Raw genomic sequence first — 22,403 nt, 5'->3', positions numbered from 1 at the left:
TAAAAAACAAAAATGAAAGGTAAGAAATTTATAACATACAAAAACGATATTATATGGTTAGATAAATACACATGATCAGAATGAAGGAAGTGATAAAGAGGAAGAAATGATAAAGAAGATCCAAGCCAGAAAGCGAAAATAATTTGTTTTACTAACTAATTTGATGTTATAATATGTTTAAAAAGATGAAATGGTAATATATTTTTTTACAGTACCTTACATGGAAAAGCTGGCTGTTATTTTTGTTAAATAACTTTATAAAAAAGTGTTGATATGGATGTAATTGAATAATGAAAATACATATTTGTGGGATTTAATTCTTTTCTTGTAGTAGTAGATGAAAATGCTAAAACTACAATGTAAAAAATGGTATATCTAATACACTTGCAATTGTTGGTGAAAATCGAGAAATTCCAATTAATAATAATTTGTATGTGAGAGTTAGGAGGGAAAGTTTGTGAAAGTACTAATCACAGGATTTGAACCATTTAACAAAGAAAAGATAAATCCTTCATATGAGGCATTAAAGAAATTACCCGAAGAAATAGAAGGTATAAAGGTTGTAAAGGCACAAGTTCCAACGGTTTTTAGAAAGAGTATAGAAGAAATTGAGCGATTAATTATTAGAGAAAATCCAGATATTGTAATTTGTGTTGGACAGGCGGGTGGAAGAAGCAAAATTACAATAGAACGTGTTGCGATCAACATTGATGATACAAATATTCCAGACAATATGGGAAATAAACCAGAAGATGAAAAAATTTTTGAAGATGGAGAAAATGCCTACTTTTCAAATTTACCTATTAAACACATGGTGGAAAGTATAAAAAAATGCAATATTCCTGCAGATATAAGTAATTCTGCTGGAACTTATGTATGCAACCACACTTTATATGGATTATTGTACCTTATAAATAAAAAATATCCACATATAAAAGGTGGATTTATACATGTACCATATGCACACGAACAAGTAATAGAAAAGAAAAACGTGCCAAGTATGTCGCTTGATGATATTGCAAGGGCCTTGTACTGTGCTATTAAAAGTCTAAAAGTTGTCCTTTAAAGATTATCTTGGCTGTTCCACCAACTTTAATTTTTTCATCGAAAGTTACAAATATTTCTGATTTTCTATTTAAAGATTCACCTTGGATTATTTTATACACCTTATCTTTCTTAACTATATTGTGTTTATAAAGATAATAAAAAAGGGCGCCATTTGCAGTGCCTGTGGCGGCCTCTTCATTTATTCCATAAAGTGGGGCAAAATTTCTAGTATTGCAAAGCCCGTTACTTTCATCTAGTGTAAAAACGTGAAAGCTTGCAACATCCTTAAATTGTTTCATATATTCCAAATCTGGGTTAATATTTAACAAAATTTTCTTTGATTTTACAGGCACTATAAGATCCCAAAGACCTGTAAATGCTTTTTGTACGGGAAGCGTATCAAAATCATCAACAGATATGTTTAAAGCTTTGGAAATCTTTTCTTTTTCAATAGTTTCTCCTAATTTTGGCCGAGCTTGTTCCATGAATATTTTTTCCTCAGAAATGTAGATATTTAATTTTCCTGCCTTTGTATGCAGTAAAACTTTCTTTGATTCTAAAAGTTTTAAGTGATGTAAAACGTAAAAAGTTGCAATTGTGGCATGCCCGCAAAGATCAATTTCACTTACAGGTGTAAAATATTCAATAAAAAATTCTTTTCCTTTTTTCAAAACAAATGAAGTTTCGGAAAAACCTATTTCTTTTGCAATATTTTGTTTGAGTTCTTTGGGAAGATTTTTATCTAATAAAACCACACCAGCGGGATTACCTTTAAAAGGTTCATTTGTAAATGCATCGACTATGAAAAAATTCAAAGTATCACCTCGTCAATATCTTTTCGATTTCCTCGTATGGAGGTTCTTTTCCAGGATCATCAGAAACCCAATTGTAAATAATTTTACCACTTTCGTCGATAATATATACAGCCCTTTTAGAAACTGTGTAATTTTCGATATCTATAAAGTTTTTGTGTACGCCTCCATATTTTTCAGATACTTTTCCTCCAAAATCTGAAAGAAGTGTGAAATTTAACCTGTTTTTTTCTGCAAATGCCTTGTTTGAAAATGGTGTATCTACACTTATTCCGAATACTTTTGCATCTAAATTATTAAACTTTGCTATTATGTCTCTAAATGAGCAAAGCTCTTTTTCACACACACTTGTGAAAGCACCTGGATAAAATACAAGCACTATTTTTTCTCCTATTTCATTTGAAAGCTTTACCCTATTTAAATTTGTATCTACAAGTTCAAAATCAACATACATATCACCTTTTTTTAACATAAAAATCACCTCACAAGTTAGTTTAGACTTAGTACATAACTATTATACTACAAATTTAATTAAAAAGCAAAAGTGGTATAATATATCCAGGAGGGGTAGATATGGTAGATTTAAACAAGGTGAAAAAAATAGCCCTAGTTGGTGCAACTACGAATAAAGAAAAGTTTGGTTATATTATTTTAAAAGATCTAATAAGTAAAGGATTTGAAGTTATACCTGTAACACCAAAATATGAAGAAATAGAAGGAATAAAAGTTGCAAAAACAATTAAAGAATTGGATGGAGATGTGGATTTAATAGTTTTTGTTGTGCCCCCTAAGGTAGGAGCTGTTGTTACTAAAGAGGTTTTAGAACGTGGGTTTAAAAATCTTTGGTACCAACCGGGAGCGTATTCTAGTGAAATTGAAGAGGTTTTAAAGCAAAGTGGTGTAGAGGTAGTACGTGAAAGATGTATAATGGTTGAGACTGGGAGGTGAGATTGTGCATTACATGGAAGAATACAAAAGGTGGCTTGAAAGTCCATATATTGATGAGGAAACAAAAAAAGAACTTTATGAGATAAAAGACAACGAAGAGGAGATAAAAGAGAGGTTTTTCAAGGATTTAGAATTTGGAACAGCAGGTTTAAGGGGAAAAATAGGAGCAGGAACTAATAGAATGAATAAGTACGTTATTGCAAGAGCCACACAAGGTCTTGCAGACTTTATAAACTCCAAAGGTGAAGATAGAGCAAAAAGGGGAGTTGTCATTGCCTACGATGTAAGACATTATTCGAAAGAGTTTGCAAGGGAAGCTGCAAGTGTACTTGCTGGAAATGGAATTAAAGTGTATATTTTTGATGATATAAGACCTACACCAGAACTTTCTTTTGCAGTTAGATATTTAAATGCAACTGCGGGTATAGTTATTACCGCAAGTCACAATCCTCCAGAATATAATGGTTACAAAGTGTATTGGGATAAAGGTTCACAAATTTTGGATGATGTTGCAATACCGGTTCAAAACAATATAAAGGCATTAAAAGATTTTGGAATGATAAAGAGAATACCTTTTGAAGAAGGATTAAACAATTTGATCCATATAATTGGAAAAGAAGTGGATGAAGAGTACTACAAAAAAGTGTTATCACTTGCTCTAAACGAAGATATAGATAAAGGTATAAAAATAGTTTACACGCCACTAAACGGTACAGGTAATATACCGGTACGTCATGTATTAAAAGAAAGAGGTTTTAAAAATGTTTTTGTGGTGAAAGAACAAGAATTGCCTGATCCAGATTTTACGACAGTTGGGTATCCAAATCCAGAAGATATAAAGGCGTTTGAGTTGGCACTTAAGCTTGCAAGGGAAAAGGATGCAGATTTAATAATTGCAACTGATCCGGATTGTGATAGACTTGCCGTTATGGTAAAGCACAATGATCAATACGTGGCATTAAATGGAAACCAAACGGGGGCTATTTTGATTCAATATCTTTTATCTCAAAGAAAAGAAAAGCAACTTCTTTCGGATAAAAGCGTTATAATAAAATCCATTGTTACCGGTAATTTGGGAAAGTTAATTGCAAAAGAGTACAACGTAGAAACATTTGAAACACTTACAGGATTTAAAAATATATGTGGACTTGAAAATGAATTGGAAAAAGAGGGATATCAATTTGAATTTGGATATGAAGAAAGTATAGGTTTTGTCACTGGAAATTTTGTAAGGGATAAAGATGGTGTAATATCTGCAATGATGCTTTCAGAAGCAGCTGGATATTACAAAAAATTTGGAAGAACATTGGTAGATGTCTTAAATGAGTTATACGAAAAGTACGGTTATTACCTGGAAAATAATTTTTCGCTTATATACGAAGGTATAGAAGGTATGGAAAAAATTTCAAAAATTATGGAATTTTACAGAAAGAGTTTTCCAAAAGAAATTGGAAATTTAAAAGTCAAAAGTTATATAGATTATTTAGATGGGAATATTTACGATATAGACGGAAATGTAATTGGAAAGGTAGAGAGAATACCATCTTCGAACGTGTTGAGATTTTTCTTTGATGATGGTAGTTGGTATGCAATTAGGCCTTCTGGTACGGAGCCCAAACTTAAAGTGTATATTTATTCATTTGCAAGGACACGTGATGAATCTGAGAAAAAGTTAGAATTGATTGAATCTGAATTTAGGAAAATAATTGAAAAAATATGAAGCCTGGGGGATTCCCAGGCTTTTATTTTCGAGGTGATAGGTATGCATCCGCTAATTGAAACGTTTTCAAAGATAGAAGTGTTTAAAAAATTGAAAATATCGCAGATAGAAAGATTAGTAAAAAATAGGGAGATCATTTTTAGAAGATATAAAAGAGGTGAATTAATAAAGGGAAGAGGAGAAAAAATAGATGAGGTAATGGTTTTAATAAGTGGTAAGGTACGTGGTGAGATGAACGATTTTAACGGGAAAAATCTCGTGGTTGAAGAAATAAAAGCCCCCAATTTTTTGGCTGTCAATATTTCTTTTTCCAAAGAAGCAATATTACCTGTTGATATAATTTCCGAGGACAGATGCGAAGTTGCGTATTTAAAAAAAGCAAAGATATTTGAGCTTGCAAGTGAAAATATAGATTTTTTAAAAGCATTGGTGGAATTTTTGGGATCAAAGTTTTATTTTATATCACAAAAACTTTGGTTTGTAACTTTAAATAGTCTAAAGGAAAAAATATTGATATATCTTGCATCAAAGTACAGTGGTGGTGAGGTTGTGGTTTTGGATAAGTCAATAGAACAGCTTTCACAGCTTTTTGGTTCAACAAGACCTGCACTTTCTAGGGCATTTTCTGCGCTTGAAAGTGAAGGAATAATTAGAAAAGATGGAAATAAAATATACATATTGGATAAAGATGTAATAGATTTTTACGTGTAACATATGTTACAGACAAAATGGTATAGGATTTGTATAATCAAATCGAAAGGAGTTGGAAATATGAGTGAGTTATTCAATAAAAAGGAGTATTTAAAGAATTTAATCTTGAGAGTATCTCAAAAAGATGACGAAAGATTAAAAAAAGAACTAAAAGAAACCATAAAGGAATTATCTGCCGAAGAGATTGCAAAGGTTGAACAAGAACTAATGGAAGAAGAAGGATTGTCAATTGAGAAGATTCAATCAGTCTGTGATGTACACCTGGAACTTTTTAAAGAGTATATTGATTCCGAAAAGATAGATGTGGAAGAATGGCATCCCATTTATATATTAATGAAGGAACATGAATATATAATCAAAAGTCTAGAAGGGTTAAAAGAATTATCGGATAAATTATTTAAAAAAAGTGATGTTCCATCTGCTTTGCCCATACTTTTAAATCTTCAAAGGTATATAGATGATTTAAACGAAGCGGAAAAATATTTTCAAAAGGAAGAAAATGTTTTATTCCCGTATATAGAAAAACATGGTATTACAAAACCCCCTGCGGTGATGTGGAAAGAGCATGATCAGGTAAGACTTTTAAGAAAGAAACTCATGGGTATTAAAGAAAAAAGGGATTTGGAGTTTGCAAAGAATAAATTGTATGAAATTTCAATGGGATTACTTGAATTATTTTTAAACCATGTGCACAAAGAACATTCTGTTTTGTTTCCAACTGCATTGAAGTTGATAAGTGATGAGGAATGGTTAGATATAAGGGAACAATTTGATGAAATAGGATATATAGGGATAACCCCTGTGAGTGTGGAAAAAAGGGTAAAGATTGAGGAAAGAGTTTACAATGAAAATATAAAACTTCCAAGTGGAGAGTTTACATTAGAGGAATTAAAACATATTTTAAATACATTACCGGTGGATATAACATTTGTTGATAAAAATGACGAAGTTAAATATTTTAGTGAGACAAAAGATAGGGTATTTGTAAGAAGTAGGGCAATTATTGGAAGAAAAGTACAAAACTGCCATCCAGAAAAGAGTATAGATATTGTTAATAAGATATTGAAAGATTTTAAGTCTGGAAAAAGAGATCATGCAGATTTTTGGCTAAAGCTTGGAGAAAGGTATGTATACATTAGATATTTTGCTGTGCGCAATGAAAAAGGAGAATATTTAGGAACTCTTGAGGTTACACAGGATATAAAGCCTATTCAGGAGATTTCGGGAGAAAAAAGAATTTATGATGATAAATAAGGAGGTGTTGGAATGTTTTGTTATCAATGTTCAGAGGCATCAAAGGGTGTAGGTTGTACAACTGTTGGAGTGTGTGGTAAGACACCAGAAGTAGCACATCTTCAAGATTTAGTTGTTTGGCTTGTAAAGGGAATATCCTATTGGTCTTTAAAGGCAAAAGAGTACGGTGTAAAAGATGATGAAGTTAACTTGTTTGTTGCGGAAATGTTGTTTGCAACTATTACAAATGTGAATTTTTCGGTTGAAAGAATGGTTGAATTTATTGAGAGGGCATTTGAATTAAGGGATAGAATAAAGCATAAATTTTTAGACGTATACGCACAAAAAGAGGGAAAACCATTTGACGAAAAGGTTCCAGAAGCTGCGGAATGGTATAAAAAAGGTGGGGCTGATCTATACGAATTAAAGGGAATGGAAGTAGGAGTGCTTTCGGATAAAGATGAGGATATTAGATCTCTAAAACAGCTGTTAATTTACGGGTTAAAAGGTATAGCTGCATATACAGATCATGCGTATATTTTGAAGCACACAAATGATGATATTTTATATTTCATTCAAAGAGGACTTGTTGAAACATTGAGAGATGATATAACAGCAGATGAATTAGTATCCTTGGTACTAGAAGCTGGAAAATTTGCGGTAGATGCAATGGCATTACTTGATAAGGCAAATACAACAGAATTTGGAAATCCAGAGATTACAGAAGTGTATACGGGAACTTACAACACACCTGCAATATTGGTTAGTGGACACGACTTGTTGGATCTTGAAGAATTGTTAAAACAAACAGAAGGAACGGGAATAATGGTTTATACGCACGGAGAAATGCTTCCAGCACACGCCTATCCAAAGTTAAAAAAATACAAACACCTTGCGGGAAACTTTGGAAGTGCATGGTGGAAACAAACACAGGAATTTGAGGAATTTGGTGGAGCAATATTGATGACTACAAATTGTTTAGTCCCACCAAAAGGTTCTTACAAAGACAGGGTTTTTACAACTGGACTTGTAGGATTTGATAAGCTAACACATATTCCAAATAGAACAGATGGAAAACCAAAGGATTTTTCACCTGTGATTAAGAAGGCTCTCGAGTTAGGACCAATTCCTGAGAGAAAAGGTAAAAAGCTTGTGATTGGTTTTGCACATAACCAAGTCTTAAAACTTGCAGATAAAGTAATTGACGCGGTAAAATCAGGAGCAATTAGAAAGTTCGTAGTTATGGGTGGTTGTGATGGAAGACATCCTGGAAGGGAATATTACACTGAATTTGCAAAGAAACTTCCAAAAGATACGGTTATTTTAACTGCAGGTTGTGCAAAGTATAGGTATAACCACCTTGATTTGGGTGATATAGACGGTATTCCAAGAATTTTGGATGCAGGTCAATGTAACGATTCTTATTCGCTTGCCGTGATTGCTTTAAAATTAAAAGAAGCCCTAGGATTAAACGATATAAACGAATTACCAATTGTGTATAATATAGCGTGGTACGAACAAAAAGCAGTTGCAGTGTTATTGGCGCTATTGTACTTGGGAATAAAAGGAATAAGATTGGGGCCAGTTTTACCGGCATTTGTTTCTGAAAATGTGTTAAAAGTGTTAATTGAGAAATTCAATATTGCCCCTATCACAACAGTTGAAGAAGATTTAAAAACATTACTTGCATAAAGAAAATCCCCATCCAATCGGATGGGGATTTTTCCTTCCTTAAAAATTCTTCATATTTACTTAAAAATGTAAATATAAAATAAAAAGTGTAAAAAATGGCTATATACATGTATTTGATGTATATATATTGGAATATTTTTTATTTTTATTATATTTCACCCTTTTTTATCTTAATTATTTTTTTTTATAATAAATTAAACCAAAAAACAGGAGGTGTTAAGTTATGAAAAAAGTGTTAATTTTTGCTCTTGTTATTTTAAGTGTTTTGAGTTTTTCAAAGGTTACTATAGAATTTTGGCATGCTATGAGTGGATGGAGGATAGAACTATTAGAAAACATGGCAAAGGAATTTATGGCAACTCATCCAAACATAGAAATTAAGGTTCAGTATACGGGATCGTATAGAGATACATTTAACAAAACGATAGCGGCTGTAAAGGCTGGAAATCCTCCACATGTTGTTCAGATTTACGATATAGGTACAAGGGCTATGATAGATGGAAATATTGCCGTTCCAATAGGAAATTTAATTGAAGAGGATCCTACAATTGATTTGGGAGCATTTTTGCCACAAGTTTTAAATTACTATACAGTGGATGGAAAGTTATATTCTATGCCATTTAACTCTTCAAATGCCATTTTATTTTACAATAAAACTGCATTTAAAGAAGCAGGTCTTGACCCAAAAAGACCACCAAGGACATTTGATGAATTAATAGAATACAGTAGAAAATTAGTAAAGAAAGATGAAAAGGGAAATATAATAAGATATGGACTTACTTGGCCTACACACTCTTGGTTCTTTGAACAATTAATGGCTGTTCAAGATGCACCACTTGTTAATAACGATAATGGTAGGGGAAGTAAAAGACCAGATGAAGCAGTTTTCAACAGCGAAGCTGGAAAGAGAATTTTTGAACTTCTTGCACAGATGACAAAAGAAGGATTGTTAATAAATACAAAGAGAGAAGATTGGAGTGGAGCAAGGCAAATCTTTTTATCTGGAAAAGCTGCAATGTTACTGTATTCTACGTCTGATGTAAAGTTTATAACGGAAACTGCAAAGAAAAATGGTTGGGAAGTAGGAACAGCATTCCTTCCAAAGCCATCTCTTTCTATACAAGGTGGAGTTGTAATTGGTGGAGGCTCTCTCTGGATCTTGAAGAATCATCCAAAGGAAGAGATAGATGCAGCATGGGAATTTGTAAAATGGATGACTGAACCAAAACAACAAATAAGATGGCACAATGAAACAGGTTATTTCCCAGTAAGAAAAGATGCCGTAGAACAACTGTTAATGGAAGGATTCTATGCAGAAAAACCGAATTATTTAACCGCTATTTTCCAATTGTTATTGTCAAAACAAACACCAAATACAAATGGTGCAATAATAGGTGTATTCCCAGAAACAAGGGAAATTATTGAAACAGCGTATGAAAAAGTGATAAATGATCAAATGACAGTAGAACAAGCACTTAATTGGGCTGCTGGAGAAGTAACAAAGGCACTGAAAAAATATAACAGGTTGTACAAGTAAAATTGTGCCCCGTTTGGGGCACTTTCTTGGGAGGTGTAATGTTGAGAAAATTAACGCCTTATTTTCTTTTAATTCCCACTTTTGTTATTATAATACTATTTATATATACGCCTGCTTTTAACTCATTTAAAATGAGTTTTTTTCAAGAAACTTATTTTGGAGATAGAAAAGTATTTGTAGGATTTGATAACTACATAGATTTGTTTAGTGACAATGAGTATTATAACGTTTTGAAAAATACTTTTATTTATTCATTTGTAAGTGTAGGACTTACTATATTTTTATCTTTTTTGATTTCACAGCTACTAATATTGGATTTACCAGGTACAAAAGTTGTTAGGACTTTGATTTTTTCACCATACGCAGTTTCGCCTGCTATTTCTGCAACTTTGTGGGCTATGTTGTTTACACCAACTGCAGGGTTGTTTAGTTATTTATTTCAGATTACATTTAACTTAGATGTTAAGTGGTTAACAACCAAGCCATATGCAATGATTGCAATTATAGCTGCAACGGTTTGGAAGATGTTACCATTTGATTTAATTTTCTATATAGCAGCTCTTCAAAATATACCAGATTCCATTTTGGAATCTTCTTTAATGGATGGTGCAAATGGGTGGATTAGGATGTGGAGAATAAAATTTCCACTAGTTACACCTATAACGTTTTATTTGTTTATTATGAATTTTACAACTACGATGTTTTCATCATTTGGAATTATTGATATTATGACTCGCGGAGGACCATTGAATAGTACAACTAACATGATATACAGACTTTATTTGGATGGTTTTGCGTTTCAGGATAACGGGCTTGCATCAGCTCAATCGGTGGTCATGTTTGGTATAATGTCGATAATTACTTATCTTTACTTTAAATTTGTCGAAGGAAAAGTTCACTATCAGTGAGGTGAAAATATGAAGATAAAGAATAGATGGACCTTTATTATCTTTGAAATACTTTTAATATTTGTGGGATTGGTAATGTTTGCGCCTATTTTACTCGCCTTTTTCATGAGTTTTATGAAACCTTCAGAAGTTTTTAGGTTTCCACCGAAGGTTATTCCAAGTAGTTTTTATTGGCAAAATTATAAAGAGGCATTAAAATTGGTTCCTTTAGGAAGAATGTTGGTTAATTCTTTAATTGTTTCGGTATTTATAACTGTCGGAAAGTTGATAACGGGTGTTTTAGCGGGGTATGCATTTTCTAATTTTAATTTCAAAGGTAAAAAAATAGCCTTTTCTACGTTATTTGTAACGTTATTTTTACCAGCTGAAACTGTAATGATAGTTCCAATGTTTTTGCTAATGAAATCTCTTGGTTGGGTAAATACATACTATGCGTTGATAATTCCGTTTACCGCAAGTGCAACAAATACATTTCTTATGAGGCAACATTTTAGAACTATACCTTTGGAATTAAGTGATGCTGCAAGAATAGATGGAGCAACTCCCATGCAATATCTTTTGAAGGTATTATTACCACTGTCAAAGTCTATGATTGGAGGTGCTGCACTTATAAACTTTGTATATGCCTGGAATATGTATCTTTGGCCACTTGTTATAACAATGGATGATAAAATGAAAACAGTACAAATAGGTGTTAAAATGCTTATTGATGCGGAAGCGGCAAACAATTGGGGGACTATTATGGCAGGTACTATGATAGCACTTGCTCCTACATTGTTGATTTTCTTTTTAATACAAAACTTATTTGTTAAGAGTTTGGTAAGTAGTGGACTAAAGGGATGAATTTTGTATATAATATAGTTGAATAACAACATGGGAGCTGTTTGTATGGAGTTGTTGATAGAGAAAGAAGAAATAAAAAACGGGGAAATAATTACGGGAAAAGTTAAAGGAAAATTGGGAAAAGTTAAAATATATGAAACTAGACTTCAAGGGGATATTGTTTTAAAGGGATGGGATGATAACAAAAAAATTGATTATTTTTTTGCAACAGAAAAAAGCTTTTTTGGTTATTTATCTTCGAAAATTGGGCATCCATTTTTCGTTGTAAAAGATGATATAGTGGAATGCTATATAGATTATTACGACACAGAATTTGACGATTATGTAGAAATAGAACCATTGGTTATTTTGCACGGAAACGTGGATATGTTGGTGAACGTATATGCTGATATGGTTAAAAAAAATTTAGAACCTTCATTTTCCAATTGGAATCCAATAGGGTGGTCATGTAAATGGAATTGTCTTACTAATTTCAAAGAGAGCTTAGACTATGCAAAAAAATATCCATTTGAAGTTTTTCAAATAGATTTTTGGTATAAAAATATAGGAGATTGGGAACCTAAATTTTCATCATTTGAAGAAATAGCAAAAGAAATTAAAAGTTATGGGATGAAACCTGGGATCTGGATAGCCCCTTTTGTAGTTTTGGAAGGATCAGATATTTTTAAAGAAAAAAAGAATTGGGTTGTAAAAGATGAAAAAGGGAATCCAAAGAAGATATACAATATCGATGGAAAAGGATTATACGCGCTCGATTTAACAAATAATGAAGTGGAAGAGCATATAAGGAATATTTTTTTAAGAATTAAAAATGCGGGGTTTGAATACTTTAAGTTAGATTTTCTTTTTGCTGGTATTGTTGAAGGAAAGAGAAAGAAGAATTTAACACCAATTCAGGCATACAGAAAAGGGTTAAAATTAATTAGAGACTTACTTGGTGAATTTATAGTTGGAGTAAGGGCTCCTCTTTTACCTTCTATAGGCTATGTGGATGGAATGAAGATAACGGATATATCAGAAAAAGGTCTGTATGGTGTACTAAGGGATGTTATAACAAGATATTTTATGAACGGTAGATGGTGGTGGAATGCTCCAGATTTTTTACTTGGAAATAATATAAGTACCACCCAAAAAAAGTTGTTTTTCATGACTGTAGGAATTTTAAATAATATGTTATTTTTGTCAGATAGTCTAAAAGGAAATTTGGAGAATTACCTTTTTAAAGCAGCGTTGAAATTACGTGGAGGCAAGGTTTTTGTAAAGAATATAGGAGCAAAAGGATATGAAATAAAAGCAATTGGTACAAATATAGGAGATGTACGTTTTAGATTGTGTATAGAAACGGAAAAATCGGAATTTTATATAGAGTAACGATAAAACTGTTAATAGTGGAGTTAATTTATCAACTTTGAAAACTCGCTTAAAGATTGTGGTTTGCCAAAATAATATCCTTGAAAAAGTTTAAACCCTATCATAGAGAGAATTTCAAGTTGTCGAGCGTTTTCCACACCTTCAGGAATTGCTATTAGATTAAAAGTTTCGCAAATACTGTAGATTGCTTTTAAAAGGTTGATGTTTTTTTCATCATCAATGTTTTTAACAAATTCTCTGTCAATTTTTAGTATGTCGAAAGGTAAATTTCTAAGGTAACTTAGAGAGGAATACCCTGTTCCAAAATCATCAAGACACAATTTTATACCTTCTGCTTTTAATCTAGAAATATTTTCTTTTACTGTGTCATCGTAGCTTAAGAATAAGTTTTCTGTTATTTCAAAGACGATTTTTTGGGATGGAATATTGTATTTTTCCATTATCTTTAAGTAGTTAATTGGAAAGTCTTGTTCTTTAATTTGAACGGGACTTATGTTTATATCTATAAACTTGAGTTTTGGATTTTTTTTCAAAAAATCCATAACTTTTTCAAAAATCTGTAGAGAAATATCTGTTATCTTTCCGGATTTTTCCAGAAAATTAAGAAATTCACTAGGTGGAATGATTTTTCCATCTTTTTTCCATCTTATTAATACTTCGGCACCAATTATCTTTCTATCTTCTGTGGATATAGGTTGCAAGAAAGGAATAAATTCTTGGTTTCTAATTGCTATTTTTATAAGATTTTCCTTTTTTATTTCTTTTTGGATTTGGTCTTCTATTTCTTTAGAATATATGACTTCTTTATCACTTTCTTTTGCTTTTGAAAGTGAAAGGGTTGCTTTTCTGATTATTTCTTCTAGATCTTCAGAATTTTTAAATACGTAAGATCCTATAAAGAAATCTTGTTCTAGTGTTGAAAAGTCTTTTTTTAGCTTTGCAATAATTTTTTTGGTTTTCTCGAGTGCATTTATGGGATCTATATCCAAATCCTTTATCAAAAACCAAAATTCGTCATTTTGTGCTCTTGAGATTATCACATCAAGGCCTTCTTTTTTTGTGAATTCTTTTAATGTGTTTGAAACTTCTCTTAGAAGTTGATCACCAAACTTATGTCCTTTTATGGAATTTATCCATTTAAAGCCCTTTATATCTATTAATATTAGTGAATGATAGAGAAGAGAGGATAAATTTCCCATTTGTTTTACAATGTATGTTTTGTTAAATGTGTCCGTTAAAGGGTCTTTTTCCAGTAGATTTGAAAGTTTTGATGAAAGCATCTTTTCTTTAGAAATATCAGTATATATCGTATAAAGAAATACTTTATCGTCAATTTCAAATTTTACCGCACGAATTTTTACGAAAATGCTTTTTCCATCTTTTGCCTTTCTTATAGTTTCATATGTTGCATATCCATTTTTTAAGACTTCAAGTATAATGAGTTTTGATTCTGATTTTAAATATGATGGTACGATACTTTCTATATTTTCAAGTCTTTTAAGTTTGAAAAGGTTGGTAAATTGTCTGTTGCATTCTATTATCTTTCCTTTTGGAGTGATTATTGCAACAGCATCAGGTATGTTTTTAAAGAGCGTAGAAAAAAGTTTGTCCGCTATAGTGTGTTTCTTTGAGTATTCCATCTCTTTGGTAATATTTCTAAATAGATATACAATTCCATTTTTAAACGATAGTTTTTTGACGATATAGTATGTGTTGTTTTTGAATATTACTTCATCGTTGTTAAAATCTTCTTCTAGTTTTTTGTTTATTATATTGTTGAAATTAAGATTTAAAATCTTGCTTGCTGTTTTATTTAAGTCTAAGACGTATCCCTGGTTGTCTAATACTATTATTCCATCGGAAAAGGACATTAAGAGTTCGTCTTTTAATTCATCTAAGATATTGAGCCAAGATCTTCTTATCAATATAGACATAATAATAAAAAAAGACAAAGAGATAAATAACAAGATTCTTAACGTATTTCTAGAAAAAAACAATACTTCAAGGGAGATGTAAAAGAATAGTGTTGAAGATATGAGGATAATGCTATATTTTATACTTTTCTTTATATTTGCTTTTAAAATATTTGAAAAAGAGAGAAAAAGAATAATTGCACTGTAGATTACTAATAACATAAAAAATATTCTATTTTCAAGTAAAATATCTGATTTACCGAATAAAAATAAATTTGGGATGTTTAGCAAGAAGATTGGAATAGAGATAAGAATTCTTTCTTTTATATTTGTTTTTTCTCCGTTTATATCTTTTGAAAAGACATAAAAAGCGGGAATTAGCGTGAGGCCTATGATATCTTCTAAATATTGTATGTAAAGGTTATTTGTTTTGAATTTCAAAGCTTCTAAAAATGTTAGAATGAATAATATAGAAACTACGTGAATAAAAACTTTAGATAGTCTGTATAGTTTCCTTTCAAGTAGATATATAACAAAAACAATGTTTATTGTTAACACAACTGAGATCATTTAATCCCTCCACAAAGTTTCTTTGTATTAAAATTATACATCTAATTAAGGAAAATAAAAGCCCCTTAAGGGGCTTTGTAACTTAAAATTTAAATTTATTAACTTCGTTGTCCAAATTTATGGAAAGTGATGATAGAGTCTCACTTTCATTTTTTATGATTTTAATTAATTCAAATTGCTCTTTTGTTATTTTGCTTGTGTTATCCAGTGTATTTGAAACATCTGTTATTTCCTGTGTTGCCGCTTCAATTGCACTGCTAATTTCCTGTGTTGAAGCGCTTTGTTCTTGGGCACTTGATGCAAGAGATTCTATCATTTGTGATATGTTTTCAATTTGACTTAGTATATCTATTATTGCATCCTTTGCATACAAAGCCTTTTCTTTGGTGTTCAATATTTCATTGACAGTTTCTTTTGTGGCATTTGAAGCGTCTTCTGAAGCATTTTTTATGGATACAAGTATTTCATTGATTTTTTGTGTTGCATTTTTACTTTCTTCTGCAAGTTTTCTTATCTCATCTGCAACTACTGCAAAACCTTTACCTGCTTCACCTGCACGTGCAGCCTCGATCGCAGCATTTAGTGCAAGTAGATTTGTTTGCTCTGCAATAGAATTTATTGTTTCAACTATTTCCCCTATATTTTGTGCATTTTGTGATAGAGTTTCAACTATTTCATTGGTAGAGGTTGCCTTTTCTTTTGTTTTTTCGATAACATCTACAATTGTATTAATGGCAATTTCTCCTTCTTTTGCATTGTTGTTAACCTTTTGTGCACTTTCTGAAAGATTTTGAGCGGCATTGGATACATTTTGTGCAGCTGATGCTATTTCTTCTATACTGCTTGTAAGTTCCTCCATAGTGGCGGAAATATTTTGTGCAGAAGAATTAAGGTGTGATATACTTTCAAATACATTATTTCCTATTTTTTCTAGATCAATAGATTTGCTGAAAAATGTTTTTGAAGAGTTAGCAAGTGTATCTGCTGTATTTTTGATTTTAAATAGAACATCTTTTAGGTTTTGTGCCATTTTGTCTAATGTATTTCCAATTTGTGCTATTTCATCGTTTCCCTTTACTTCAAAACTTACTTTCAAATTTCCTCCTCCAAAATCTAAGGCTTTTTCCGATAGTTTTTGGACACTTTTTGAAATGTATTTGGATACGATAAGGATTGGAATGATTGATATTAAAATTATAATGAAGAACGAAATAAGTATGGTATCGGAAATGAAGTACACACCTGAGAGAATTTCCCTTTTTGGTACTATAACGGCGAGTGACCATCCAGGAGTTCCTTTAAGTGGTGAGTAAAAAATATATTTTTCTTCATTATTTGGATCAATAATTTTTGAAAATCCTGTTTCACCTTTTATCATTTTTTCACCAGCTTCTTTTAGGCCTTTAAATCCTTCTGCTGTGAGAATGTTGAGTTTCAAAATATAATCTTTATTTGGATGTGCAATGGTAAGTCCCGAAGAATTTATTAAGGTTGCATATCCTGTTTTCCCAATTTTTATGGTCTTTATTTTCTTGGTAAGGACATCAACGTATATTGCGGATCCCAAAAGTCCTATTGTTTTTCCATCTTTTTTTACAGCACTTGCTATTACAAAAACAGGTTTTCCAGAAGCTTTGGAAAAAACCACATCGCTGATTGATATATCTTTTCCTTTTATTATTTCATTAAAATATGTTCTATCTTTTATATTACCCCTGGCACCACTTGTTGCGTAAAAATTCCCTTTTATATCCGCAACGAAAAAATCATCAACTTCTGGAAAATCTTTTATTTGCTTTTTTAAAAAAATTATAGCATTTTCATCTAAGGACTTGATTTTATCCATTTTTGATGTGTATTTTACAAAATCTACAAATCTGTTGAAATATTCAACAAAAGCGTTATTTGTTTCTTTGAGAATGCTTTGTGAAAAATCAAATGAAATTTGAGTGATTTCGTTAGTAGAAATTTTTAATATTATTATTCCTGCTATGAGAAGCAATATAGCTATGGGCAAGGATATAAATACAACCATTTTCGTCTTTATACTCTTCATACTTAACACCTCCTATGTTAAAAATATGGTTATTTTATTTTAGGCCCCAAGTAATTATATAATATTTATGTTAATTGATGATAATGTTATTGTTAACTTTTATAATCCGACTTCAAATTATATTTTTATGCAAATTGTACTCTTATACATATGTAGTTTGCATTTTAAGTTATAATTATTTTAGTAAGTTATATTAATAACATGAATGTCTATTTTGTGAAATTAATCAAAATTTTAATCAAAATTACGAGCTAAAAATATATTATTTTTATATACATATTTTATTGATGATGTTTGTTTTTTTTTGATTTTTTGAAAATGAAAACTTTGATGATATAATATGAAATATGAAAATAGAACGTGAAAAAAAGTATCTTTTGGATGAATATTTGTTTAAAAAACTTATTCGAAAGGCAAAATATAAAGTGGGTGTTATCCAGTGGTATCTGGAAAGGTGTGTTTTTGTAAAGGTACAAAGATGTAGATTGAGGTATACGGTTGATGGTGATTTTAGCGAAAAATGGGTTGTTGCATTTAAGTCAAAGGTTTTTGGAGACTTTCAAAGGTTGGAAGATGAGCATGATGTAGATTTAAAGAGTATAGATTTTTTAAAGAAATACCCAGTAATTGCAAAAATTAGGTATTTCCTGATGTTTTCTCCTGCAGAAGTTTCGATTGATGAATTTATTTTTCTTGATTTTCCATTGAAAATAAAGTATCTTGCAGAAATAGAAACAAATGAGGAGTTTGAAAAATACGAAGAAATGTTTGGCTTAAAACACTCTGTAGAAGATTTTGAAGAATATACGAATTTTAATATGGCAAAGGTGAGTAAAATTGCCCCAGAAAGGATAATAGAAAAAGTAAAAGCTATGATATAATCTGATTTGAGGAGGGATAAAATGAAAGCGATTATACTTTGTGCTGGAAAGGGTACAAGGCTAAGACCTTTAACTTTTACCATAGCAAAACATCTTATTCCCATTGCAAATAAACCAGTTATTTACTATAGTTTGGAAAAAATAAAAAGTGTTGGGATTGATCAAGTTGGTCTCATTGTAAACAATGAAAACATAAACGATTTTAAAAATTTTTTGGGAGATGGAAAAAAATTTGGGTTAAATATAGAATACATATTGCAAAATGAACCAAAGGGTCTAGCGCATGCCGTCTCTATTGCAAGGGATTTTATTGGAAATGATGATTTTTTAATGTATTTGGGTGATAACCTCATATTAGATGATATCTCAAAATTTGTAAATGAATTTAGAAAAGAAGAGGAACTAAAAGCTTCTATATTACTTTCTCCGGTAAAAGATCCTTCAAGATTTGGTGTTGCAGTTGTAAAAGGAGAAAAGATAGTAAAGGTCGTGGAAAAACCAAAAGACCCTATTTCAAATCTTGCAATTATTGGAATGTATTTGTTTAGAAATACAATATTTGAGGGGATAGATAATATAAAACCTTCTTGGAGAGGAGAACTTGAAATTACAGATGCAATAGGATATTTGATAGAAAAAGGATACAATGTAAAAGGACATATTGTTTATGGTTGGTGGAAAGATACGGGAAAACCCGAAGATTTGATAGAAGCAAATAGAAAGATATTGGATGATAATCATTTTAAGTTGGAAAACAAAGGAATTGTGGATACTTTATCGGACATACAAGGTAGGGTGTATATTGGTGAAAATAGTGAAATAATTAATTCTACTATAAGGGGACCTGTTGTTATAGGGGCAAATTGTGTTGTTAAGGATTCCTATATTGGTCCATATACATCTATTGGGGATAACGTTTTAGTTGAAAATTGTGAACTTGAAAATAGTATTTTAATGGATCATGTAAAATTACTTAACTTGCCATATCCCATAGATTCTTCTTTAATAGGTAAAAACGTACAAATTGTTAACAATGAAAGAAAGCCAAAGGCAATGAAGTTTGTAATTGGAGACATGGGAAAAGTGGAAATAGTGAGGTGATATTTTTGATTAAGCTTATCTTAACGGATTTAGATGGAACACTTTTAAATGATGAAAAACACGTACCAGAGCGGAATATAATTGCGTTAAAAAGGGCTATGGAGAAGGGAATTCACATTAGTATTGCAACTGGAAGAAATTATTATTCTGCAAAAAGATATGTGGAAGAGTTGGGATTGGATGTGCCAGTTGTATTTCAAAATGGGGCGTTCATTTATATGCCATTTGAAAATAAAGTGTTGTATGAATCTCCCTTGCCATCTAAAATTGCAAAAGAATTAATAGATTATGCCAGAAAAGAGAAGGTAGATTACATTCTATTTTCAGATTTTCTAGATGAAAAAGATATGTATATGGACAAAGAACATAAAGGTGGATATGTAAGGTATTTAGAACAAAATAGTTGGCGAATTAACAGAGTTGACGATGTAATTAAATTTATAACAAAAGACAAAGTTGCAGAAGTAGTACTTATGGGAAATGAAGCAAAAATTAGAAATATAATAGAATTTGTTGGTAAAAAATATACAGGTCAATTTAGTGCTATAAAGAATAATGTGGTGGATGGTTGGGCGTTTTTTGAATTTTTCGGCAAAGGGGCATCTAAAGAAGATGCGTTGAGATTTTTGCTTAATTATTTTAAAGTCTCGGAAAATGAAACAATGTTCTTAGGTGATAATTATAACGATATTGGTGTTATGAAATTAGTGGGTTTCCCAGTTGCAATGGAAAATGCAGTTGAAGAAGTTAAGAAGGTAGCAAAGTTTATTACGCTTTCTAACAACGATGGAGGAGTAGGTTTTGCGGTGGAAAAGTTTGTTCTTTAGTGTTTTTTTCTTTGTGAGTGTTTTTTCGTATACTATATACGATTTACAGCTTGCAGTTGGAAAGCGAGAACAACAAGAGGTTTTAAAGATTTTAAATTCAATAGATTATGATGCTCTCCAAATTGATTTTAAGTGTGAGGTAATACTAGCATATACCGACTTGTATTTTTGGGGACATGGAGATGTAAAAAGATACCAAGATTTAGCAAAAAAATACATAGATGCACTTTTAGAGACAAACTACTGGAAAGTATACTATGCAGCGGCTTTAGTATATGGACACTACGTTCAAAAAAATTATTTTTTAGCGTTGATTTACTATAAAAAAGTGTTTGATTTTGCAAAAAAAGCCGTGGAATACGGGCAAGATCAATATCTTGCCCATCTTTTATATGGAATACTTCACCTTGAAACACCATTTGGTGATTTAAATGTTGCAAAAGATCACCTCTTGAAAGCGTTGCAACTGAATAAAAATCATATATATACGTATGTTGAATTGGGAAAATATTACGAAAAGGTACATGATTGTAAACGCGCAAAAGAGATGTATGAAAAGGCATTGAAGTTAAATGGACTTGAAATTTGGAGTTATATAAATAAAGAGGCAAAAAGAGAGGCGAGTGAAAGGTTGTTGGAGGTGGAAAAAAAGTGTACAAACGGGTAAAAGGAACAGATGATATTTATGGAGAGGATATGAAATATTGGTACTTTGTAGAAAACGTTGCAAGGGAAACGGCAAGGTTGTATGGATATTCCGAAATTAGAACACCTATATTTGAGAGGACGGAGCTTTTTGTAAGGGGTGTAGGGGAAGATACGGATATTGTACAAAAGGAAATGTACACATTTGAAGATAAGGGAAATAGGAGTATTACCCTTAGACCGGAAGGAACAGCACCTACTATAAGGGCATTTGTTGAAAATTCGATGTTGGCAACAGGTCTTCCAAAGAGGTTATTTTACATTGGTCCTATGTTTAGATACGAAAGACCACAATCTGGAAGACAGAGGCAATTTCATCAATTTGGGGTAGAACTTATAGGTTCTCCTTCATCTCTTGCAGATGCAGAAGCTATTGTACTTGCAGACCGATTTCTAAAAAAATTGGGATTAGTAGATTATACTATAAAGATAAATTCAATTGGTTGTGAGAAATGTAGGAGTGAATATAAAAAAGCGCTTAAGAAATATTATGAGGATAAGTTGGATAAAGTTTGTGATGATTGCAAAAGACGGTATGAGACAAATGTATTAAGGCTTCTTGATTGTAAAGTAGACGTTGAATATGTAAAAGGAGCACCAAAGATAACGGATTATTTATGTGATGATTGTAAAGAGCACTATCTTAAAACTAAAGAGATTTTAGATGATTTGGAAATAAAATATGAAGAGGATCCATTGCTTGTAAGAGGTCTTGATTATTACAATAGAGTGGTATTTGAAATACATCACGGAAAACTTGGAGCTCAAAGTGCAGTAGGTGGTGGGGGTAGATACGATAATCTGATAAAGGAATTAGGTGGTCCAAAAACCCCATCTTTGGGATTTGCGATGGGGATTGAAAGGTTAATAATAGCGATAAAAGAAGAAAATATACCAGTAGATGATATAAAAAATAACGAAGTGTATGTAGCTCACCTTGGAGAAAGAGCAAGAGTTGAAGCAATAAAGATATCTGAGGAGCTAAGAGATAGTGATATTTCGGTTGTATTTAACACCATGGAAAGGGGATTGAGCGCGCAATTAAAACATGCTGCAAGATTAAAGTGTAAACTTTGTATAATTGTTGGTGAGAACGAATTGGAGAGAAATATTGTTATTTTAAGGAATATGGAAACAGGCGAACAAATAGAGATAGAAAGAGACTACATAGTTGGAACCACAAAAGAGTGGATTGAAAAATAATGAGTTATATAGAAGCAGTTATAGCTATAGTTGTTACACTTATAGCTATAACTGCTATTCTTTTTACCATTGAAAGTCAAAGGGCAATGTACAATAAAATCTTACAAATCGAACTTTCCAAACTTCATGCCGAGGATTTATTGCTAATTTCCCTACCTAATCTCCATCCTCAATTATCTTGGGTTTATGTATCAGAAAATGGAGTGAAAATTAAAAGTGAAATCAAATTTGTCGAATTTGATATGGAAAATAACATAAAAGTGAAGGTATTTTATTTTGAAAATCTTGACTTTTAATTTCATGTAATTTATAATTTCAATAGAAA

Annotated in this window: 20 protein-coding genes; 16 read left to right on the top strand and 4 right to left on the bottom strand. The window is 31.4% G+C overall.

Features of this window, described 5'->3' with window-relative positions:
- Nucleotides 1–457 precede the first annotated feature (457 nt).
- A complete protein-coding gene (gene pcp, locus AS157_RS03870) occupies nt 458–1,066 on the top strand; it encodes a pyroglutamyl-peptidase I (protein ID WP_077289297.1) in 609 nt (202 codons plus the stop codon).
- On the opposite strand, the gene AS157_RS03865 is transcribed toward pcp, so the two are convergent.
- Nucleotides 1,041–1,862, bottom strand: coding sequence for a PhzF family phenazine biosynthesis protein (locus tag AS157_RS03865; RefSeq protein ID WP_077289298.1), 822 nt, complete (start codon nt 1,860–1,862; stop codon nt 1,041–1,043). The two genes, pcp and AS157_RS03865, sit on opposite strands and share 26 nt — an antisense overlap.
- 4 nt (nt 1,863–1,866) lie before the next feature.
- Nucleotides 1,867–2,331, bottom strand: coding sequence for a peroxiredoxin (locus AS157_RS03860; protein WP_077289299.1), 465 nt, complete (start codon nt 2,329–2,331; stop codon nt 1,867–1,869).
- A 101-nt stretch (nt 2,332–2,432) separates the two neighbouring features.
- Between AS157_RS03860 and AS157_RS03855 the strand changes: the two genes are divergently transcribed.
- The 9 genes from AS157_RS03855 (at nt 2,433) to AS157_RS03815 (ending at nt 12,822) form a co-directional block, all read left to right on the top strand.
- Nucleotides 2,433–2,807 (top strand): CoA-binding protein, encoded by a 375-nt coding sequence (locus AS157_RS03855; RefSeq protein WP_077289300.1) that lies wholly within the window; start codon nt 2,433–2,435, stop codon nt 2,805–2,807.
- A 13-nt stretch (nt 2,808–2,820) separates the two neighbouring features.
- A complete protein-coding gene (locus AS157_RS03850) occupies nt 2,821–4,527 on the top strand; it encodes a phospho-sugar mutase (protein ID WP_231450332.1) in 1,707 nt (568 codons plus the stop codon).
- Nucleotides 4,528–4,569: 42 nt separating this feature from the next.
- The gene (locus tag AS157_RS03845) at nt 4,570–5,238 is read left to right on the top strand and encodes a Crp/Fnr family transcriptional regulator (protein ID WP_077289302.1); all 669 of its coding nucleotides are present in this window, start codon (nt 4,570–4,572) and stop codon (nt 5,236–5,238) included.
- Between the two features lie 60 nt (nt 5,239–5,298).
- A complete protein-coding gene (locus AS157_RS03840; protein ID WP_077289303.1) occupies nt 5,299–6,492 on the top strand; it encodes a DUF438 domain-containing protein in 1,194 nt (397 codons plus the stop codon).
- 12 nt (nt 6,493–6,504) lie between these two features.
- Nucleotides 6,505–8,163 (top strand): hydroxylamine reductase, encoded by a 1,659-nt coding sequence (gene hcp, locus AS157_RS03835; RefSeq protein ID WP_077289304.1) that lies wholly within the window; start codon nt 6,505–6,507, stop codon nt 8,161–8,163.
- Between the two features lie 223 nt (nt 8,164–8,386).
- Entirely contained in the window at nt 8,387–9,700 is a 1,314-nt protein-coding gene (locus AS157_RS03830; protein WP_077289305.1) for an ABC transporter substrate-binding protein, read from the top strand.
- Between the two features lie 41 nt (nt 9,701–9,741).
- The gene (locus AS157_RS03825; protein ID WP_077289306.1) at nt 9,742–10,608 is read left to right on the top strand and encodes a carbohydrate ABC transporter permease; all 867 of its coding nucleotides are present in this window, start codon (nt 9,742–9,744) and stop codon (nt 10,606–10,608) included.
- Nucleotides 10,609–10,617: 9 nt separating this feature from the next.
- Nucleotides 10,618–11,451, top strand: coding sequence for a carbohydrate ABC transporter permease (locus AS157_RS03820; protein ID WP_075665856.1), 834 nt, complete (start codon nt 10,618–10,620; stop codon nt 11,449–11,451).
- Between the two features lie 45 nt (nt 11,452–11,496).
- Nucleotides 11,497–12,822: a glycoside hydrolase family 36 protein gene (locus AS157_RS03815; protein ID WP_214494967.1), complete on the top strand. Its 1,326-nt coding sequence runs from the start codon at nt 11,497–11,499 to the stop codon at nt 12,820–12,822.
- A 23-nt stretch (nt 12,823–12,845) separates the two neighbouring features.
- Here AS157_RS03815 and AS157_RS03810 read toward each other — a convergent pair whose 3' ends face one another.
- Both AS157_RS03810 and AS157_RS03805 read right to left on the bottom strand, forming a co-directional pair.
- Nucleotides 12,846–15,305, bottom strand: a complete 2,460-nt coding sequence (locus tag AS157_RS03810) for a sensor domain-containing protein (RefSeq protein WP_077289308.1) — start codon at nt 15,303–15,305, stop codon at nt 12,846–12,848.
- Nucleotides 15,306–15,387: 82 nt separating this feature from the next.
- On the bottom strand, nt 15,388–17,361 hold the full coding sequence (locus AS157_RS03805; protein ID WP_214494966.1) for a methyl-accepting chemotaxis protein: 1,974 nt from the start codon (nt 17,359–17,361) through the stop codon (nt 15,388–15,390).
- A gap of 347 nt (nt 17,362–17,708) precedes the next feature.
- Here AS157_RS03805 and AS157_RS03800 point away from each other — a divergent pair, with 347 nt between their 5' ends.
- Genes AS157_RS03800 through AS157_RS03775 form a run of 6 tightly spaced genes read left to right on the top strand, consistent with a single transcriptional unit; the run spans nt 17,709 to nt 22,374 of the window.
- Nucleotides 17,709–18,242, top strand: coding sequence for a hypothetical protein (locus AS157_RS03800; RefSeq protein ID WP_077289311.1), 534 nt, complete (start codon nt 17,709–17,711; stop codon nt 18,240–18,242).
- Between the two features lie 21 nt (nt 18,243–18,263).
- Nucleotides 18,264–19,343: a glucose-1-phosphate thymidylyltransferase gene (locus AS157_RS03795; protein WP_077289312.1), complete on the top strand. Its 1,080-nt coding sequence runs from the start codon at nt 18,264–18,266 to the stop codon at nt 19,341–19,343.
- The gene (locus AS157_RS03790) at nt 19,340–20,170 is read left to right on the top strand and encodes an HAD family hydrolase (protein WP_231450326.1); all 831 of its coding nucleotides are present in this window, start codon (nt 19,340–19,342) and stop codon (nt 20,168–20,170) included. The genes AS157_RS03795 and AS157_RS03790 overlap by 4 nt, the downstream gene beginning before the upstream one ends.
- A complete protein-coding gene (locus AS157_RS03785) occupies nt 20,160–20,837 on the top strand; it encodes a hypothetical protein (protein WP_231450328.1) in 678 nt (225 codons plus the stop codon). The genes AS157_RS03790 and AS157_RS03785 overlap by 11 nt, the downstream gene beginning before the upstream one ends.
- Entirely contained in the window at nt 20,822–22,078 is a 1,257-nt protein-coding gene (hisS, locus tag AS157_RS03780) for a histidine--tRNA ligase (RefSeq protein ID WP_077289315.1), read from the top strand. The genes AS157_RS03785 and hisS overlap by 16 nt, the downstream gene beginning before the upstream one ends.
- Nucleotides 22,078–22,374, top strand: coding sequence for a hypothetical protein (locus tag AS157_RS03775; RefSeq protein WP_077289316.1), 297 nt, complete (start codon nt 22,078–22,080; stop codon nt 22,372–22,374). The genes hisS and AS157_RS03775 overlap by 1 nt, the downstream gene beginning before the upstream one ends.
- Nucleotides 22,375–22,403 lie beyond the last annotated feature (29 nt).

This window comes from Thermosipho sp. 1244 (assembly GCF_018588215.1).
Classification (GTDB): Bacteria; Thermotogota; Thermotogae; order Thermotogales; family Fervidobacteriaceae; genus Thermosipho; species Thermosipho affectus.
Note: the sequence above shows the minus strand (reverse complement) of the source record. Positions and strands in the feature narration are given on the sequence as shown.

Coding starts and splice junctions, on each gene's coding strand:
- AS157_RS03860 (WP_077289299.1), bottom strand. CDS start 2,331: ATGTTAAAAAAAGGTGATATGTATGTTGATTTTGAACTTGTAGATACA.
- AS157_RS03855 (WP_077289300.1), top strand. CDS start 2,433: ATGGTAGATTTAAACAAGGTGAAAAAAATAGCCCTAGTTGGTGCAACT.
- AS157_RS03850 (WP_231450332.1), top strand. CDS start 2,821: ATGGAAGAATACAAAAGGTGGCTTGAAAGTCCATATATTGATGAGGAA.
- AS157_RS03845 (WP_077289302.1), top strand. CDS start 4,570: ATGCATCCGCTAATTGAAACGTTTTCAAAGATAGAAGTGTTTAAAAAA.
- AS157_RS03840 (WP_077289303.1), top strand. CDS start 5,299: ATGAGTGAGTTATTCAATAAAAAGGAGTATTTAAAGAATTTAATCTTG.
- hcp (WP_077289304.1), top strand. CDS start 6,505: ATGTTTTGTTATCAATGTTCAGAGGCATCAAAGGGTGTAGGTTGTACA.
- AS157_RS03830 (WP_077289305.1), top strand. CDS start 8,387: ATGAAAAAAGTGTTAATTTTTGCTCTTGTTATTTTAAGTGTTTTGAGT.
- AS157_RS03820 (WP_075665856.1), top strand. CDS start 10,618: ATGAAGATAAAGAATAGATGGACCTTTATTATCTTTGAAATACTTTTA.
- AS157_RS03815 (WP_214494967.1), top strand. CDS start 11,497: ATGGAGTTGTTGATAGAGAAAGAAGAAATAAAAAACGGGGAAATAATT.
- AS157_RS03810 (WP_077289308.1), bottom strand. CDS start 15,305: ATGATCTCAGTTGTGTTAACAATAAACATTGTTTTTGTTATATATCTA.
- AS157_RS03805 (WP_214494966.1), bottom strand. CDS start 17,361: ATGAAGAGTATAAAGACGAAAATGGTTGTATTTATATCCTTGCCCATA.
- AS157_RS03800 (WP_077289311.1), top strand. CDS start 17,709: ATGAAAATAGAACGTGAAAAAAAGTATCTTTTGGATGAATATTTGTTT.
- AS157_RS03795 (WP_077289312.1), top strand. CDS start 18,264: ATGAAAGCGATTATACTTTGTGCTGGAAAGGGTACAAGGCTAAGACCT.
- AS157_RS03775 (WP_077289316.1), top strand. CDS start 22,078: ATGAGTTATATAGAAGCAGTTATAGCTATAGTTGTTACACTTATAGCT.